The sequence below is a fragment of the Aequitasia blattaphilus genome (genome assembly GCF_024721305.1).
GTDB lineage: Bacteria > Bacillota > Clostridia > Lachnospirales > Lachnospiraceae > Aequitasia > Aequitasia blattaphila.
This window is the reverse complement of record NZ_JAMXOD010000016.1, coordinates 53,916-70,145: the sequence shown is the minus strand read 5'-3', so window position 1 is coordinate 70,145 and position 16,230 is coordinate 53,916. Positions and strand designations below refer to the sequence as shown.

Sequence of the window (16,230 nt, the reverse complement as noted above, 5' to 3'; positions counted from 1 at the left end):
GGGAGTTTTTATGAAACGTAAACACAACATTGGTTACTATCTCATTAAGTATAAAGTTTTTTTGATTTTTGCAGTACTTTTTATTGTGATGGCCGTCACATCGGATTTTTTTCTGACAAAAGCAAATCTCTTTAATATGTTGAGGCAATTATCAATTAATGGATTATTGGCAGTAGGAATGACATTTGTATTGATTACTGGAGGGATTGATCTTTCTATTGGAGCAGTTTTAACTTTTTCAGCGATGGTTGGATGTTCTTTTATCAGAAATGACAGTCCGTATCCGGTCATAGTATGTATTCTTGTAACTATAGCAATCGGTATTACAATAGGGTTTATAAATGGAGTTGTTATCGCAAAAGGAAATGTCCCTGCATTTATCGTAACTCTTGGGACACAGTTGATGGCATCAGGTGGAGCACTTTTGTTTAATAATGGATCACCAATCCCAGGATTAAAGGACTCTTATAATACTATTGGAGCTGGGAATATATTAGGGATTCCACTGCCAATCATCATTTTCCTGGTTGTATTACTGGTGGGAGTACTGATTTTAAAAAGAACAAGATTCGGCCGCTACACATATGCAGTAGGTGGTAATAATCTGGCAGCAGAAGCATGTGGAATAAATGCAGCGGTAGTAAAAATAAAGGTTTATGTTATTGCGGGACTTTGCGCAGCGATTGCGGGAATTGTTTTGTCATCCAGAGTTAAGACAGCAACTCCTTTGGCAGGAGACGGATACGAATTAGATGCCATTGCAGCAGTTGTTTTAGGAGGAACAAGCCTGTCCGGTGGAGTTGGAAGCATGTGGGGCACAGTAGTAGGAGTCTTGATTATCGGATTACTAAATAATGGTATGGATTTGCTAAATGTACAATCTTATTTTCAAGATATTATTCAGGGACTAATTATTGTGTTAGCTGTATTTATCGATGTCAATACAAATAAAAAACAAAGGTAAAGAGGAGGATTTAAAATATGAAAAAAATTATTGCAGGTTTGCTAATAGTGATGATGCTAATGGTTATGATTATTGGGTGTTCAGAAAAAAATGAGGAAAAAAGCAAGAAACAAGATGGAAAAATTGACTGGTCTGATATGTCGATAGGGTGGTCACCGGCTAACTTGTCAAATGAATTGCAGGTGGCACTTACTGATGAGCTGACAAAAGAGTTGGATGCATTAGGTGCAAAGCTCATGACATCAGATCCACAGGGTGATGCAGTAACCCAGGTAGAGCAGGTGGAAAATTATATTTCCAGAGGTGTAGATATGATTCTAATGAGTCCTTGTGATGCAGCTGCATGTGGTGTGGTTGTAGACGAAGCCAAGGAAGCAGGGATTCCTATGATTATTGTAAACTGTAAGATGGATAATATGGACAATGCATTGTGTTATGTAGGCTGTGATGATACGTCGGCAGGTGAAATGTTAATGGAATATGCTGCAGAAAAAATAGGTGAAAAAGGAAGTATTGCGATTTTGCGTGGTCCGGATGGACTGGATGCGCAGATAAAGCGAACGGCAGGAATTGACAATGTATTAAAAGATAAAAAAGATATTAAAGTTGAATCGACTTTGGCAGCAGATTGGAAAACGGATAAAGCAATGACAACTGTTGAAAACTGGTTACAAACAATGAATCTTAATGCAGTTATTTGTGAAAATGATGAAATGGCAATTGGTGCCGTAGAGGCAATCAAGGGACAAGGTCTTAGCTGTGAAGAGGTAAAGGTATTTGGTATAGACGGAATCGACAGTGCATATGAGTCTATTTCAAAAAATGAAATGACAGCTACTTTATTACAGGATGCGAAGGCAATTGCAAATAGGACAGTCGAAGTAGTGCAGATTTATGAAGAAACCGGAACTGTGGATAAAGAATATATTATCGACTGGGTCATTGTCGATGGAACAAATATTAATGATTACTATACAAAATAGGAAATGAGGAAAATAAAATGAAAGCATTAGTGGTAGAAGAATCGGGAGTAGTAAGGGTAAGAGAAGTAAGTGAACCTGTTATGGGAGAGTACGAAGCAAGATGTGAAATGTTATATGGTGCAACGTGTGCCGGCACAGATTTGAGCGTAATTGATGGTGAATTTGCCTGGGGAAATGTATATCCATCAATTATCGGCCATGAGAGCATAGGAAGAGTAGTGGAAGTAGGAAATAAAGTTAGAAACTTTAAGGTTGGTGATCTGATTAGCCGTGTTTATACACGTGAAACTGACGGTGTTGGACTAAGCTGGGGAGGAATGGCTGAATTTGGACTGGCTGTTGATACGAAGGCAATGTGGGCAGATGGAATTGATAAAGAAGAATGGGATGGATTCAGGGTAAACCAGGTTATTCCGGAAGGAGTTATAGATCCTCTTGATGCAACGATGATTATAACATGGCGAGAGAATCTCTCATGGATTAACAGAATGGGAGTGACACAAGATGAGAAAGTACTTGTGGTTGGATCCGGAGCGAATGGAATATCGATTGCTGCTTGTGCAGCGATAAGAGGTGGACAGGTAGTAGTAATCGGAAATGAGGCTAGAGAAGAAAGCGCCATGCGTACAGGAATTCGAAATTATTATGATTACAAAAAGAAAGAAGTGGTAAAGGAATTTATTGATGAAAATGAAAGAATGTATGATTATGTCATTGATGCCACAGGGAAAAAAGAAACTTTAACACCATATATGACAATGTTAAAAGAAGGTGGAACGGCAGCAGTTTATGGAATGAGTGATTTTTACAACTATACCTTTAATCCAATACTCGGACCAAAGTCTTTCAGATTTTTCAATTCCTATGTAGATACCTATGATGAGGAAGAAACTCATGAAGAAGTAATTGATTTAATCAGAGCAGGCAAATTAGATGCAGGAAACTGGCTCGACAAAGAAAATATATTTACATGGGAAAATGCCCCGGAAGTATACGAACATGTACGCAATCGAAAAGCAATAAAGTCCGTTTTAAAATTATCACGATAAGGAGAAAAACAGAATGGAAAAGGTAAAATTAGGTAGAACAGGATTAGATGTAACACGTTTATCTTTAGGTGGATTATTTATGTCTGACCTTACAGGAGATTTCGAACAATCAAAACAGGCAACACTGCATGCTCTTCGAACAGGAGCTAATTATATTGACACTGCACCCAGTTATTTTAACAGCGAAACATGTTTGGGGAATATACTTAAAGACTGGGAAGGTGAGTATCCGATTATTTCAACCAAAATCGGGATGCCAAAACCATTTGATCCAAAGTCCAAAAAAGATGTTATTGAATCGGTGGAAAAAAGTATGGAAAATCTTCATGCAGATCATATTGATATTCTTTTTGTCCATGAGCCTGAGCGAACAGGATTATTTGATTGGTGGGATAATGAGTTGACCTGTGAGGGACCGGTAATAGAGGCTCTCGATGAAATGAAAAAGAACGGTATGATCAAATATACCGGAGTTGGAGGAACCTGCACACATGAGCTCGCAAGAGTATGTGATACCGGGAAATTCGATGTAGTGTTAACAGCGTTTAATTACAGTCTTTTATGGAGAGAAGCGCAATATGAAATTCTCCCGGTTGCAAAAAAACATAACATGGGAGTAGTAAGCGGTTCACCACTACAGCAAGGAGCATTGGCAGTCAGACGAGATGATATTATTACAAATGGGGCACCATGGATCAGCGAACCAAGACGAGCGCAGTATAAAGAATTATACAAGTTATTGGATGAAACAGGTATGGATATTATTGAGATGTCAATGCGCTTTGTGGTATCGAATCCCCTGATCCACTGTATACTGACAGGTTCACGCTCCATTAATGAGTTTGATGGAAACGGGGCATCTGTAGAAAAGGGTTCATTACCTGCAGATATTTTGAAAAGATTGGATGATATATACAGTATGGTGCCCTTTAGACCAACACTTGAGCCGTTTATTCTTCCCTTTGGTGAGGAGCATAAAAAAATTGGTGAACTTATTTAGTGGAGGTGAACACTAAAAATTATGTGTAAAGTAAACGAACTGATATAAGATATGTTAATAGGTTCCTTCCACATAATACATGAAGCAGATTATCTGGAACAAACTACAGCGATAAGAGATATTACTAAATTTAAAATTTGAATTTAAGGGGCAGTCGGATAATATGGTTTTTTGACCTAAATGCCTCTAAAGTAGAACGACCAAGATGAATCCAGGCTTTATCAGCCCCTTTATGAACGCTCCCTTCGATACAAAGAAGGGGGCGTCCCGATTTGTTGTTTAAAGAATCGGCTAAAATAATACTCGTCAGAAAATCCGCACCGTGCCGCAATTTCTTTTAAGGGAATACGGCTGGTGGAAAGATATTGTTTCGCCTGTTCAAGGCGAATGTTATTCAGATAAGAAAAAATGGTGTTTCCGGTTCTTTTTTTGAAAATACGATTTAGATAATCGAAATTGACGGAAAAGAGATTTTCCAGTTTGGTGCTTGTTATCTTATCGCAATAGGACGTGTGAAGATAGTCCAATAGCTGATCAGTTTTATCATACATGATATCGCTGATATGCATACCTGAGGACACGGACAAAGAGTTGATCCAGTTTTTGGATAAAGACTGGAAAATCTCCATTAGGCGGCAAGAAGCAAGCGTCTTGTAAAAGAGCTTCTTAGAGCTGCTTTCATGAACCGCTTTTTGAAACAAGGTTTGGATATGGTGAAAAGAAGAAGCATCCTTGATTTGTGTGAGCTTTGGAATAGCCAGAAGATTTTCACTATAAAGCTCATCGGAAAGCGGGCTCGTGTTATAGTTGGTCTGGAGCAGCTTTTGAACCAGAGTCTTTTGATTTTCAAAGGGAAGAGCCTTGATTTCATCTATCGGTAGCACCGAGAAATGGGCGTAATAGTAGCAGCAGGCTGCTTCTTTGTACCCAATATGTTCTTTCCCAGGCTCCATAAAAACTACGTCACCCTTAGTAAGGTGATAGTGGGAGTTCTTTTCTTTTATATAAAAATCACCTGAGTTAATAAAATACATAATATATTCATTCGTAGTTCTACGAAAATGTTTCCAATTCTCCGGAACCTGATTCTCTCCTAAATAAGTAAGATGAGGTAAAGAGTCTGTTTTAAGCTGATAGATGATATCCATAAGGTGAGCCTCCATATATAGAATATTCTATATCATAACACAAAGTCGCTAAAATACAAATTTAAAACTGTATGTTCTATTTACTTTCCTAAAATGCATCACTATACTTATTAAAACGATGGAAGGATTAGGAGAGAATATGGATAGAAGAATGAGGCTTATCATAATCGGATGCGGAAACCATGGTATGGGATGGGTGAAAGTTTTAAATGAAAATATGAGAGAAGAAGTTGAAGTTGTCGGCGTGGTGGATCGAAACAGTGATAAACTTTCTAAGCTTCCCAAAGGCATTAGGGGATTCTTGGATTTAGAAACGGCAATACTTGAAACGAAACCGGAAACAGCAATCAATATAACGGCTCCGGATATGCATTTTGAGGTAAATCAAATTCTTCTTGAAAAGGGAATCAAGGTTCTTTGTGAAAAGCCTCTTACAAATACATTGGATGAAGCGAAGACTCTTTTAAAATACTGTGAACAAAATGATGGATTCTGTATGATTGCAGAGAACTACAGGTATCGGGATGTCTGGAGGTTGGCGCGAGAGAGAATAGAAAAGGATGATATAGGGAAAATACATCGGATTAGATGCAACTTCAGCCATTTCCACCCGGATTATTCAAAGTTTTACCATGGAAAATTAGAGCATCCTCTGTTGACGGATGTGACCATTCATCATCTGGATCTGGCAAGATATATTACGGGTAAAGAGGCAAAGCGTGTTTGGTGTAAGGAGTGGGCTGGAAGCCATAAGTGGTATAAAGATCGTCCTGCAACGGCTATGCTGTATTCAGAAATGGAGGACGATATCTTGTTTGAATACACCGGAACAGTTGCATCAACAGCATCTGCGACGGATTGGTACGGAGACTGGGAAATAGAAGGAGAAAAAGGTACGATGCTGATTTCCGATACAGCAATCACCATTTTGGCGGAAGGAAAGACAGAGAAAATAATATGTGAAGATTCAAAAGAGGATACGAGAATTCTTGTTATGGAAGAGTTTCTACGGGCCCGAAAGGAGAGCTGCATAGGTGAGACGGATATTCGGGATAACTATAAATGTTTTCGGTGGCTTCAGGAAGCAATTGATTCTTCAATAAAAGGAAAGGAAGTGGAGGTAAATGATTAGGAACTTTTTGAGCCAGGAAATGGGGAGCTTCCCAAAGTGTCATGACGGAGAGGGCGAGCTTGGATTCATTGAACTGTTTGGAGAAAAAGATTTTTCTTCTGGAATTCGCTTTTTTCACCATACAGTGTTGCCTCCAAAAACTTCGATTGGAATACATACTCATGGCAATGATGAAGAAATCTATATCGTTTTAGAGGGAAGCGGTGTGATGCATCTGGATGGAAAAGATTATGAGGTGGCAAAAGGAGATGTGATTATAAATCAGCCCTTTGGAACCCACGGGATAAAAAACACGGGAGATCAGGATTTGAAGTTATTGGTGTTTGAGGTAGTCATTGATTCCTGAGAAGAAATAGCTTATAATCAAACAAAATAAATTTGGGGGATTGATATGGTTACGATAAAAGAAATAGCAAATGAGGCGGGAGTAAGTGCAACGACGGTCTCAAATGTATTGCATGGAAAAGTAAATAAGGTTTCTCCTCATATGATTGAGAAGATACAGGAATTATTAAAAGAGCATAATTATATACCGCGGTTTGGACTAAATGCATTAACAAGCAAAGGATCCAGAATGATTGCAGTATTAATCAGTACTCCTGATTTTGCGGAAGAAACACCTTATGAAAGGCCTTTCTATGGAAACATTATCGGAACCCTCGAAAGTCTTTTGAGAGAACGGGGTTATTACATGATTGTCTTTTCTTCAAAAGACATCAGTGAGATTATGAGGATGAGCTTAGGGTGGAACGTAGATGGAATCATTGCGATTTCTATGGCGAAAAAATATTTCCAGAAAATCAAAGAAATGACAGAAAAACCTGTTATCTCAATTGATATGGATGTAAGCAGTGAAAAGTCCGCCGGAGATATGTACAACGTAACATCTCCTGACTACGAGGCAGGGAAAATGATGATGGACTATCTTTTGGAGAAGGGGACAAAAGAGGTGATTTATGTAGCGAACGTCAAAAGAGGTTCGGATTATAGACGATATCAGGGAGCAAAATCCAGCTACAGTAAATTTTTTAAAAGACAAAAAGAACTTAAAATGGTTTTTCTTGAGCATACGTATGAAGAGCGGATGAAACAGTATGATGAGCTGGCAAAGTGCAGAGGGAAAGATGCGGCTTTATTTTTTGCGACGGATTTGAATGCAGCAGAGGCAATTGAGTACTTTAACAGAACCGGAGTGAAAATCCCAGAAGAGATTTCAGTTGTGGGTACGGATGATAATATATACGCAAGACTGGCAACACCAAGACTTACGACGATTAGAGTAGACAGCAGTGAGAAAGCGAAGATGGCAGCAGATATACTTTTGGATATTGTAGAGGGAAAAGAAGTGGAAGAATACCAGAGGGAAATTGAAATCAGCTTTGTGGAACGTGAGAGTGTTAAGCTGGTACGGTAAGGAGACAAATGTGGAAACAATACAAATCAGTGAAAATAATATAAATATGATATTCGAGGTTTCGGAAGAAGGGGATGTCAGATTTTTACATTTTTCACCCCTTCCCTATGAGCCGGAACTTATCCGAAGCGAATATGAGAAGAGTGGATTCCGCCTCGTTGAAATAGCATTGTCCGGAACGGATCGACCTTTGGAGCGACATGGATCGAAGTATACGGTTACGGGCCCGGGATATCGGATGAAGTATGACAATCATATAGATTTCTACAACGAAGATGGCAGGAAGCTGGAAATTACAACCTACGATGAAATCACGGATGTATACGTCACAAGTCACTTTCAGTTTTACAATAAAATTTCTGTTGTGAAATCCTGGAATGTCGTGGAGAATAAGGGAAAAAGTGATGTAGGTCTTGAGTATATTTCTTCCTTTAACCTTAATGGCATTGCAAAAGAAGGGTTACAAAAACGAGATGAAAAAATAAAGGTAGCGATTATTCACAATTCATGGAACAGAGAACTGCAATGGAAGGAATATGCCCTTCCGGAGCTTGGAATTGAGCAATGTCAGCAGGAACTTGCAACCCGCTCCTCAAAAGCAATTCATGTTTCGAATACCGGAAACTGGTCAACAAAAGAATATTTGCCCATGGGAAATGTTACGAATACGGAAACCGGAAGCAGACTCTTTTGGCAGATTGAAAATAATGGCTCGTGGCACTGGGAAATCAGTGATCAGACAAATCATTTGTATCTGCAGATGAGTGGGCCGACGGAAAATGAGTCTCATTGGTTTAAAAACCTAAGACCCGGAGAAGCATTCGAAAGTGTGCCAGTAGCGGTAGGCGTAGTTATGGGATCGATTGAAAAAGTGACAGAGGAGCTGACGAAATACCGCAGACATATTCGCAGAAAGAATAAAGACAATGAGTCTTTGGGCGTTATTTTCAATGACTATATGAATTGCCTTTTTGCAGATCCGACCACCGAAAAAGAGCTTCCTCTCATTGACAAGGCGGCAGAGGTAGGGTGTGAGTATTATTGCATCGATGCAGGATGGTATGGAGATGGATACTGGTGGGATGAAGTCGGAGAGTGGTGGCCGTCCGGGAAACGATTTCCGGGTGGAATCCTTGAAGTGATGGACTATATCAGAGAAAAAGGTATGATACCCGGACTATGGCTGGAGCTGGAAGTGATGGGTATTCGATGCAAAAAGGAGAAGAGCCTGCCCGAGGAGTGTTTCTTTCAAAGACATGGGAAAAGAGTCTATGACAGGAGCAGGTATCAGCTTGACTTCAGACACCCCAGAGTGATTGAACATGCGACAGAGGTGATAGATCGTCTCGTAGAAGAATACCATGTCGGTTATATTAAGATGGATTATAACATTGAGCCGGGAATTGGGACAGAGGTTGATTCGGATAGCTTCGGGGAAGGTCTTTTAGAACACGAAAGAGCGTATTTGAGATGGCTGGACGAGATTTTTGAGAAGTATCCGGATTTGATTATCGAGAACTGCTCCAGCGGAGGATTGCGAATGGATTATGCACTTTTGAAAAGGCATAGTATCCAGTCCACAAGCGATCAGGAGGACTACAGAAACTATGCCACAATTGCGGCAAATTCTCCCTTAGGTGTTACGATGGAGCAATCTGCAATCTGGTCTTATCCAAAAGATGATGGAGACCGGGAAGAAACGATTTTTAACATGGTGAATGCTTTGTTGATGAGAGTTCATCAAAGCGGACATATTGCGGATCTATCTGATGAACGAATAGAGTTAGTAAAAGAGGCACTCGATTATTACAAAGAAATCAGAAATGATATTAAGGAGGCATTTCCTTATTGGCCATTAGGTTTTTCGGCCTTTCATGATGACTGGGTGAGTCTTGGTCTCGAAGGAAAAGAAAAAGATTATATTGCAGTCTGGAGGCGGGGAGGAGAAGATAGAATAAACCTTCCAATTCCCCATTTAAAAGAAAGGGAAATAAGGGTAAAATGTGCATATCCTTCCTATGGAGACTGTGATTTCAGGTGGAATAGAGAAACGGGAATTTTGAGTGTTATGATTCCTACATATCCTGGAGCGAGGTTATTTGAGATTCTAAAAATAAAGTAAAATTAAGGGTAAAAATCCAAAAGTTTTTCAAATGGATTTTTACCCTTTTTCTTTTGCCACAAAGAGAAAAAGAGACCCTTGTACCACTAGAAAAAAAGGGATTTTTTAAAAAACAGGTTATGTAGAAAACCTACAAAGAAAATAGTCAAAAAAGACCTTTAAAGGCTAAAATACGACCACGCAACAGGTAAAAACAGACAAAAACATGTTGACATTGCACAAAAAAGAATATATTATATGGATTACAAGGTAAAGCTTGTGGCAATTTGACTATGAGTGATAAAGAGGAGGAGATCCATGGGAAGGAACAAAAAGGAAAGTTTTGAAAATGTGCTGTTTACTATTCCGTCCATCATTATGGTTACGATTACGATTTACATTCCCTTCATAATGAGTGGGTTTTATTCGTTAACAGAGTGGAACGGGATATCAAAGGAACCTCGCTTTATAGGACTTGAAAATTTCAAGACATTATTTAGCGGATCATCTGAGTTTGTAAAAAGTCTAATATTTACAGGGAAGTATACAGTTCTGTTTATGATATTCTCGAATGTATTAGCAATTGCAGTTGCTGTCGCTCTTGTACAAAAAATCAAGACAGCGAATATTATGAGAGGGATGTTCTTTATTCCGTATATTATGAGTATGACAATCGTAGGTTTTATATGGAAATTCATTTTTTCTCAAGGATTTGCCACTCTTTTTGAAAAAACCGGTATGGAATTTTTAAACTGGAGTTGGTTAGGAGAGAGAAATCTGGCGTTCTTTGCAGTCGTATTCGTAGGAGTATGGCAGTCCCTGGGATTCTACATTGTGCTTTACATAGCAGGCTTACAAGCGGTGCCAAAAGATGTGTTAGAGGCAGCGACAGTGGACGGCGCAACATCCTGGAAGCGATTTTTTAGAGTAACCTTACCCTTACTTGGACCATCTATTACGACTTGTGTATTTATGTCACTGACAAATGCTGTTAAGGTATTTGATATTATCCTCGCATTGACAAAGGGAGGACCGGGAGGATCAACCTATAGTGCGACTCTTGATATATACAGGGAAGCATTTCAGAACAACAATTATGGACTTGGATCTGCAAAATCATTGGTGTTTTTTGTAATCGTATTGGTAATTACGCAGGTTGTTTTAAAGGTAATGAACAGTAGGGAGGTTGACCTATAATGAGTTTAGCGGGAAAGAAAAAATTAAAATTAGTAATACTTGCCGTGGTAATGGGAATTATTGCCATCGTATATGTTTATCCGGTATTTCTTATGTTTATCAACTCACTAAAGCCTTTCGGAGAGGTGGTAGTAGATGTTATTGCACTGCCTACAAAGCTGGAATGGGCGAACTATACACATGTAATTGATAAAATGAGCTATGGGAAATTATTTATAAATAACGTAATGATTACTGCAATTGGAATCGTGGGAATCGTCGGATTTTCATCCATGGCTTCCTACATACTGAGCAGAAGAAGGACAAAGTACACCAGACTGGCTCATTTATTAATCACAACACCAATGTTGATTCCCTTTCAGACGATTATGATTACGCTGTTAAAAGTAATGAATGTAATTAATCTCTCAGGAAGCCGTGTGGGACTAGGTATTCAGTACTGGGGATTTGGGATTCCTATGGCAGCCTTTATATACAGTAATTTTATGGCTACCATACCAAAGGAGATTGACGAGAGTGCATTTATCGATGGGGCAAGCACTTTTCGAACCTTTCGCTCTATTATATTTCCACTTTTAAAATCCGTTACTTTTACAGTAGTCGTATTAGATGTTATGTGGATTTGGAATGATTTCTTGTTACCTCTGTTGATGGTAAACAGCTCCAATGATACAAAGACCCTTGTTTTATCAGCATATACCTTCGTAGGACAGTTCAATACACAGTGGCACTATGCCATGACGGCAATGGTTCTTGCAGTATTGCCTTCGATTATTATCTTTATTTTACTACAGAAATATATTGTAGAAGGAGTAGTGGCAGGAGCGGTCAAAGGCTAACAAGGTTTTCAATTACCGATACGAGGTAATTAGAATAGAAAAAAGGAGAAAAAGTATGAAAAAGAAACTGGTAAGCGTATTATTATGTGTAGCAATGGTAGCAACGATGCTTGTTGGGTGCGGAGGAAAAAGTGATGACTCTGACAAAGAAGCTTCAGGGGGTGGAGGAAATGAGATTTACATGTTTATTTCCCAGCCAGAGTACGCGGATGCAATTAATGAGTTAATTGACGAGTACAAAAATGTGGAACCTGACGTAACAATCAATTATGAAACAACACAAAATGACTATCCAACACTTTTGAAGGCTAAGTTAAATTCAGGTGATGCACCGGATATCTTTTCTTCTACAGCAGGAAAAGAGATTGAAGTATACAAAGAGTATTCTTTGGACTTATCTGATCAGCCACTTATGGAAACAATGCTTCCGGCAGTCCAGGATACTATGAAAGATGCAAATGGTGAAGGAACTTATGGTATTGCTATTAAAGGAAATTTCTTTGGACTTCTTTACAACAAAGATTTATTTGAGCAGGCAGGAATTGACAAAGCACCTGAAACAGTTGAAGAACTTACAAATGCTGTAAAGAAATTAAAAGATGCAGGAATCACACCGTTCACTGGTGGATTTGCTGAATGGTGGGTATTTAAACATCTCTTTCAACATTATGCAGGAGCAGCAGTAGAAGATTATCAGTCTTTTGTTGCAGCGATGGAAAGTGGAGAAGATTCATTAAACAACTATCCATTAATGAAAGACAACTTCTTTGATTTTGTTGACCTTGTAAAAGAAAATGGAGATGCTAAACCATTAGAAGCTGATTTAAGTGCAGAGGTTGCAGCATTTGGTTCAGGTAAAGCAGCAATTATGGCAGGACAAGGCGCATGGGTAGAAGCTGACGTATTAAAAATTAATCCAGATCTTAAAATTGGATTTACAGGATACCCGGTATCAGATGACCCGGAAGATGCAAAAGTTATAACTGGTGCTGACCAGGCTCTTAGAATCAATAAAGATTCTAAGAACAAAGATGCAGTTCTTGACTTCATCAACTGGTGGTATACATCTGACTATGGAATTTCCTGGTTTACAGATGTAGCAGGAGTTGTTCCTCCGGTAGAGACAACAGCAGAGTCTGACTTTGAAGTAATCAAACAAGGAAATGAATTGGTTGCAGAAAAAGGAAGCGGAGCACTTGGAGTAATCTATTCAACAGACAGTTTCCACACAGCATTTGGAGAGGCTATGCAGGCATACGTTGAAGGAAGCGCTTCAAAAGAAGATACGATTTCAACAATCGAAACGAAATGGGTTGAGATTGACGGTTCAACAACCGAATAATCAATTAATATAAAAGGGCTGTGATTTGCAGCCCTTTTAAAAAAGAAATTTTCATTGAAGGAGGCATTAAAATTATGAAGTTTACAGAGGGTTATTGGGAGCGTAATGAACGTGCCAACGCAATTTATGCGAGTCAGGCATATAGTATTGAAAAGATACCCGGCGGCATGCGTATGGTAGCTCCTGTACGTAAAATAACCGATCGGGCAGGGGCACTTGATGTATCTACAATTACAACAGAATTTACTGCGAACAGAGAGAATGTAATCAGTGTCAGGAGTTACCATTTCGAAGGATATGAAAAAAGAGAACCCAGATTTGAACTATTTGAGGAGCCTCAAAATGTCCATGTAGAGATAAGTGATGAAGAAGCAGTAATGACTGTAGGAAAAATGAAAGTTCGGATAAATCGGGAGGATTTTGCATTTTCTTTTGAAGGAGACGGACGTCATCTGACAGGATGTGGATTTCGGAATTTAGGATACATGCAGTATGACCGTACAGTAATGACGAAATTTCCGGAAGATAATTATATGAACGGAGAATATACTCCGTATATGGTAACGGAGCTTTCTTTAAGCCCGGGAGAGTGTGTATACGGTCTTGGAGAACGGTTTACACCTTTTGTAAAGAACGGGCAAGTTGTAGATATCTGGAATGAAGACGGGGGGACAGCTTCCCAGATGGCTTATAAAAATATCCCCTTTTATGTGACAAGCAATCATTATGGCGTCTATGTTGATCACAGTGATAATGTATCTTACGAAGTGGGAAGTGAAAAGGTTGAAAATGTAGGAATTTCAGTTCCCGGGGAAGAGATAAGGTATCATGTGATTTATGGTCCTTCAATGAAAGACGTGATTGAAACGTATACAGATTTTACCGGAAAGCCAGCCCTGCCTCCTGCATGGTCCTTTGGTCTTTGGCTCTCGACTTCTTTTACAACAAACTATGATGAAGAGACGACGAGTTCATTCATTCAGGGAATGGAAGACCGGAACATTCCTCTGAGTGTATTTCATTTTGACTGCTTTTGGATGAAGGATTTGCACTGGTGTGATTTTGAATGGGATGACAGAGTGTTCCCGGATGTAGAAGGTATGCTAAAGCGCTATAAAGAAAGAGGATTAAAGATTTGTGTCTGGATAAATCCATACATAGCCCAAGGAACTAATGCCTTTAGAGAATGTAAAGAAAATGGATATTTACTGATGCGCAGGGACAAAATGGGAGTGAAGCAACTGGATAACTGGCAACCGGGAATGGGGCTAGTTGACTTTACGAACCCCAAAGCAGTTTTATGGTACCAAAATAAGCTTCGAGCATTGATTCATATGGGAGTGGACTGCTTTAAGACGGACTTTGGTGAGAGGATTCCAATTGATGTGACTTATTATAACGGTGCGGATCCAAAGAGTATGCATAATTATTACACAAATCTCTATAACCGATGTGTTTTTGAGGTTCTTCTGGAAGAAAAGGGAGAAGGTGAAGCGGTGCTTTTTGCACGAAGTGCTACGGTTGGAGGACAGCAATTCCCAGTACATTGGGGAGGAGATTGTTCGGCAACCTACATTTCTATGGCAGAAAGCCTAAGAGGTGGACTTTCCTTTACCATGTCAGGATTTTCCTACTGGAGTCATGATATCGGAGGGTTTGAATTAACGGCAACGCCGGATCTGTATAAGAGATGGATGCAGTTTGGTTTATTGTCTACTCATAGCCGTCTTCACGGATCTAAGAGTTACCGCGTTCCCTGGCTGTTTGATGATGAAGCCAGTGAGGTATGTCGCAGATTCACAATACTAAAGGCAAAGCTAATGCCTTATATTTATCGGGCAGCAGTTGAATCTAATCACAAGGGAATTCCTGTAATGCGCTCTATGGTTATGGAATTTGAAGAGGATATGGCAACCAGATATCTGGATATGCAATATATGTTAGGAGACAGTATTTTAGTAGCCCCGGTATTTTCAGAAACGAAAGAAGTAGATTATTACCTGCCGGAAGGGAACTGGACTCATTTACTGACCGGGGAGGAAAGAGCAGGTGGGAAATGGTATAGAGATCAATATGATTATTTCTCATTGCCTCTTTATGTACGGGAAAATACCCTGCTTCCAATAGGTGCTGTAGAAGATAAGACAGACTATGACTTTGCAGAGGGAGTGGAGATACAGATTTATAATCTTGTTGAAGACAGAAAAGCTATGTGCGAAGTCACAGATGTAAAGGGAAATGTGGTTCTGAAAACTGAGGCGGTTAAGAGCGGAAACAGAATCACAATTACCAGTAATACTCTGACAAAAGGCATAAAATATGTATTGAAAAATATAAATAAATCAGAAGACATTGTAATCACACCGGAAACAGAAGAAGTTACGGTTGATCTTTAGGCAGATATTTTTTGAAAATCTTATATTCGAACAGAAAAGAACTAATATATGCTAAGAATGCAAATCCAAAAAGAAGCCAGAGGATGTATACGAATCCATAGCGAAGGGGAAGAACGAGTGTTAATACAACCGGAAGAGCCCAGATTAAAAGAATGCACAAGGCAAAAGGCAGATTTCCAATGGCCATAAGAAGAGTATTTTTAACGGTCTGTTTTATCGTATTTGAAAAACGTGATAAAACAGGGAAAACAAAGGAAAGACCAAAAATCAATAGTATTAACAAAGTATAGGCTCCGATTAGCAGTGGATTTAAGGAAGTATTGGAGTCAGAAGGATTAAAAATCCGGATATCTAATACTAAAACGATAATCATAAGCAGTGCGGGAATCCAGATGAACGTTGCCTGGCGAAAGTTCTCTTTAAAGGATTTCCAGAAGTTACGGGCAATATAACCTTCGTGGTTTCGAACCATTCTTAGTGAAACATAATATAAGGCTGTGGTGGATGCCCCGATGGTTACAATGGGAAGACAACAGATTAGAAACAGGATATTCAGTATGACCAGATCGGCCATTTTATTGAGAAAACTAAAAAGTGGTCCGTCGATATTAAAAAAACTCATTTGGGTTCCTCGCTTTCATTTTGTGTCATTATACTAAAAGTGT

14 protein-coding genes are annotated in these 16,230 nt (G+C 39.1%); 12 read left to right on the top strand and 2 right to left on the bottom strand.

The window, feature by feature from the left end; translation table 11 throughout:
- The first annotated feature begins 10 nt into the window (after positions 1–10).
- From NHH15_RS11395 to NHH15_RS11380, 4 genes are read left to right on the top strand one after another with little or no spacing between them, the layout of a single operon-like run.
- Entirely contained in the window at positions 11–964 is a 954-nt protein-coding gene (locus NHH15_RS11395; RefSeq protein WP_262066800.1) for an ABC transporter permease, read from the top strand.
- A gap of 17 nt (positions 965–981) precedes the next feature.
- Positions 982–1,947 carry a substrate-binding domain-containing protein gene (locus NHH15_RS11390; protein ID WP_262066799.1) on the top strand — a complete coding sequence of 322 codons (966 nt, stop codon included), beginning with the start codon at positions 982–984 and terminating at the stop codon, positions 1,945–1,947.
- A 17-nt stretch (positions 1,948–1,964) separates the two neighbouring features.
- The gene (locus NHH15_RS11385; protein ID WP_262066798.1) at positions 1,965–2,996 is read left to right on the top strand and encodes a zinc-binding dehydrogenase; all 1,032 of its coding nucleotides are present in this window, start codon (positions 1,965–1,967) and stop codon (positions 2,994–2,996) included.
- Between the two features lie 13 nt (positions 2,997–3,009).
- A complete protein-coding gene (locus tag NHH15_RS11380; protein WP_262066797.1) occupies positions 3,010–3,996 on the top strand; it encodes an aldo/keto reductase in 987 nt (328 codons plus the stop codon).
- Between the two features lie 230 nt (positions 3,997–4,226).
- Here NHH15_RS11380 and NHH15_RS11375 read toward each other — a convergent pair whose 3' ends face one another.
- Complete coding sequence (locus NHH15_RS11375; RefSeq protein ID WP_262066796.1) at positions 4,227–5,144, bottom strand: AraC family transcriptional regulator; 918 nt, start codon at positions 5,142–5,144, stop codon at positions 4,227–4,229.
- A gap of 139 nt (positions 5,145–5,283) precedes the next feature.
- On the opposite strand from NHH15_RS11375, the gene NHH15_RS11370 reads away from it, so the two are divergent.
- The 8 genes from NHH15_RS11370 to yicI all read left to right on the top strand — a co-directional run bounded on the left by NHH15_RS11370 (position 5,284) and on the right by yicI (position 15,565).
- On the top strand, positions 5,284–6,276 hold the full coding sequence (locus tag NHH15_RS11370; protein ID WP_262066795.1) for a Gfo/Idh/MocA family protein: 993 nt from the start codon (positions 5,284–5,286) through the stop codon (positions 6,274–6,276).
- A complete protein-coding gene (locus NHH15_RS11365) occupies positions 6,269–6,622 on the top strand; it encodes a cupin domain-containing protein (RefSeq protein WP_262066794.1) in 354 nt (117 codons plus the stop codon). Before NHH15_RS11370 ends, NHH15_RS11365 begins: the two co-directional genes overlap by 8 nt.
- Positions 6,623–6,667: 45 nt before the next feature.
- Positions 6,668–7,690, top strand: a complete 1,023-nt coding sequence (locus tag NHH15_RS11360) for a LacI family DNA-binding transcriptional regulator (RefSeq protein ID WP_262066793.1) — start codon at positions 6,668–6,670, stop codon at positions 7,688–7,690.
- A gap of 10 nt (positions 7,691–7,700) precedes the next feature.
- Positions 7,701–9,812, top strand: a complete 2,112-nt coding sequence (locus NHH15_RS11355; RefSeq protein ID WP_262066792.1) for a glycoside hydrolase family 36 protein — start codon at positions 7,701–7,703, stop codon at positions 9,810–9,812.
- Between the two features lie 297 nt (positions 9,813–10,109).
- A complete protein-coding gene (locus NHH15_RS11350) occupies positions 10,110–10,988 on the top strand; it encodes a carbohydrate ABC transporter permease (RefSeq protein WP_262066791.1) in 879 nt (292 codons plus the stop codon).
- Positions 10,988–11,827 carry a carbohydrate ABC transporter permease gene (locus NHH15_RS11345; protein WP_262066790.1) on the top strand — a complete coding sequence of 280 codons (840 nt, stop codon included), beginning with the start codon at positions 10,988–10,990 and terminating at the stop codon, positions 11,825–11,827. Before NHH15_RS11350 ends, NHH15_RS11345 begins: the two co-directional genes overlap by 1 nt.
- Before the next feature lie 55 nt (positions 11,828–11,882).
- On the top strand, positions 11,883–13,169 hold the full coding sequence (locus NHH15_RS11340) for an ABC transporter substrate-binding protein (RefSeq protein ID WP_262066789.1): 1,287 nt from the start codon (positions 11,883–11,885) through the stop codon (positions 13,167–13,169).
- Positions 13,170–13,243: 74 nt separating this feature from the next.
- Positions 13,244–15,565, top strand: a complete 2,322-nt coding sequence (yicI, locus tag NHH15_RS11335; protein WP_262066788.1) for an alpha-xylosidase — start codon at positions 13,244–13,246, stop codon at positions 15,563–15,565.
- Here yicI and NHH15_RS11330 read toward each other — a convergent pair.
- Positions 15,549–16,187 (bottom strand): YesL family protein, encoded by a 639-nt coding sequence (locus NHH15_RS11330; protein ID WP_262066787.1) that lies wholly within the window; start codon positions 16,185–16,187, stop codon positions 15,549–15,551. The genes yicI and NHH15_RS11330 overlap by 17 nt on opposite strands.
- Positions 16,188–16,230 lie beyond the last annotated feature (43 nt).

Coding starts and splice junctions, on each gene's coding strand:
- NHH15_RS11330 (WP_262066787.1), bottom strand. CDS start 16,187: ATGAGTTTTTTTAATATCGACGGACCACTTTTTAGTTTTCTCAATAAA.
- NHH15_RS11345 (WP_262066790.1), top strand. CDS start 10,988: ATGAGTTTAGCGGGAAAGAAAAAATTAAAATTAGTAATACTTGCCGTG.
- NHH15_RS11375 (WP_262066796.1), bottom strand. CDS start 5,144: ATGGATATCATCTATCAGCTTAAAACAGACTCTTTACCTCATCTTACT.
- NHH15_RS11370 (WP_262066795.1), top strand. CDS start 5,284: ATGGATAGAAGAATGAGGCTTATCATAATCGGATGCGGAAACCATGGT.
- NHH15_RS11395 (WP_262066800.1), top strand. CDS start 11: ATGAAACGTAAACACAACATTGGTTACTATCTCATTAAGTATAAAGTT.
- NHH15_RS11360 (WP_262066793.1), top strand. CDS start 6,668: ATGGTTACGATAAAAGAAATAGCAAATGAGGCGGGAGTAAGTGCAACG.
- NHH15_RS11385 (WP_262066798.1), top strand. CDS start 1,965: ATGAAAGCATTAGTGGTAGAAGAATCGGGAGTAGTAAGGGTAAGAGAA.
- yicI (WP_262066788.1), top strand. CDS start 13,244: ATGAAGTTTACAGAGGGTTATTGGGAGCGTAATGAACGTGCCAACGCA.
- NHH15_RS11390 (WP_262066799.1), top strand. CDS start 982: ATGAAAAAAATTATTGCAGGTTTGCTAATAGTGATGATGCTAATGGTT.
- NHH15_RS11380 (WP_262066797.1), top strand. CDS start 3,010: ATGGAAAAGGTAAAATTAGGTAGAACAGGATTAGATGTAACACGTTTA.
- NHH15_RS11350 (WP_262066791.1), top strand. CDS start 10,110: ATGGGAAGGAACAAAAAGGAAAGTTTTGAAAATGTGCTGTTTACTATT.
- NHH15_RS11365 (WP_262066794.1), top strand. CDS start 6,269: ATGATTAGGAACTTTTTGAGCCAGGAAATGGGGAGCTTCCCAAAGTGT.
- NHH15_RS11340 (WP_262066789.1), top strand. CDS start 11,883: ATGAAAAAGAAACTGGTAAGCGTATTATTATGTGTAGCAATGGTAGCA.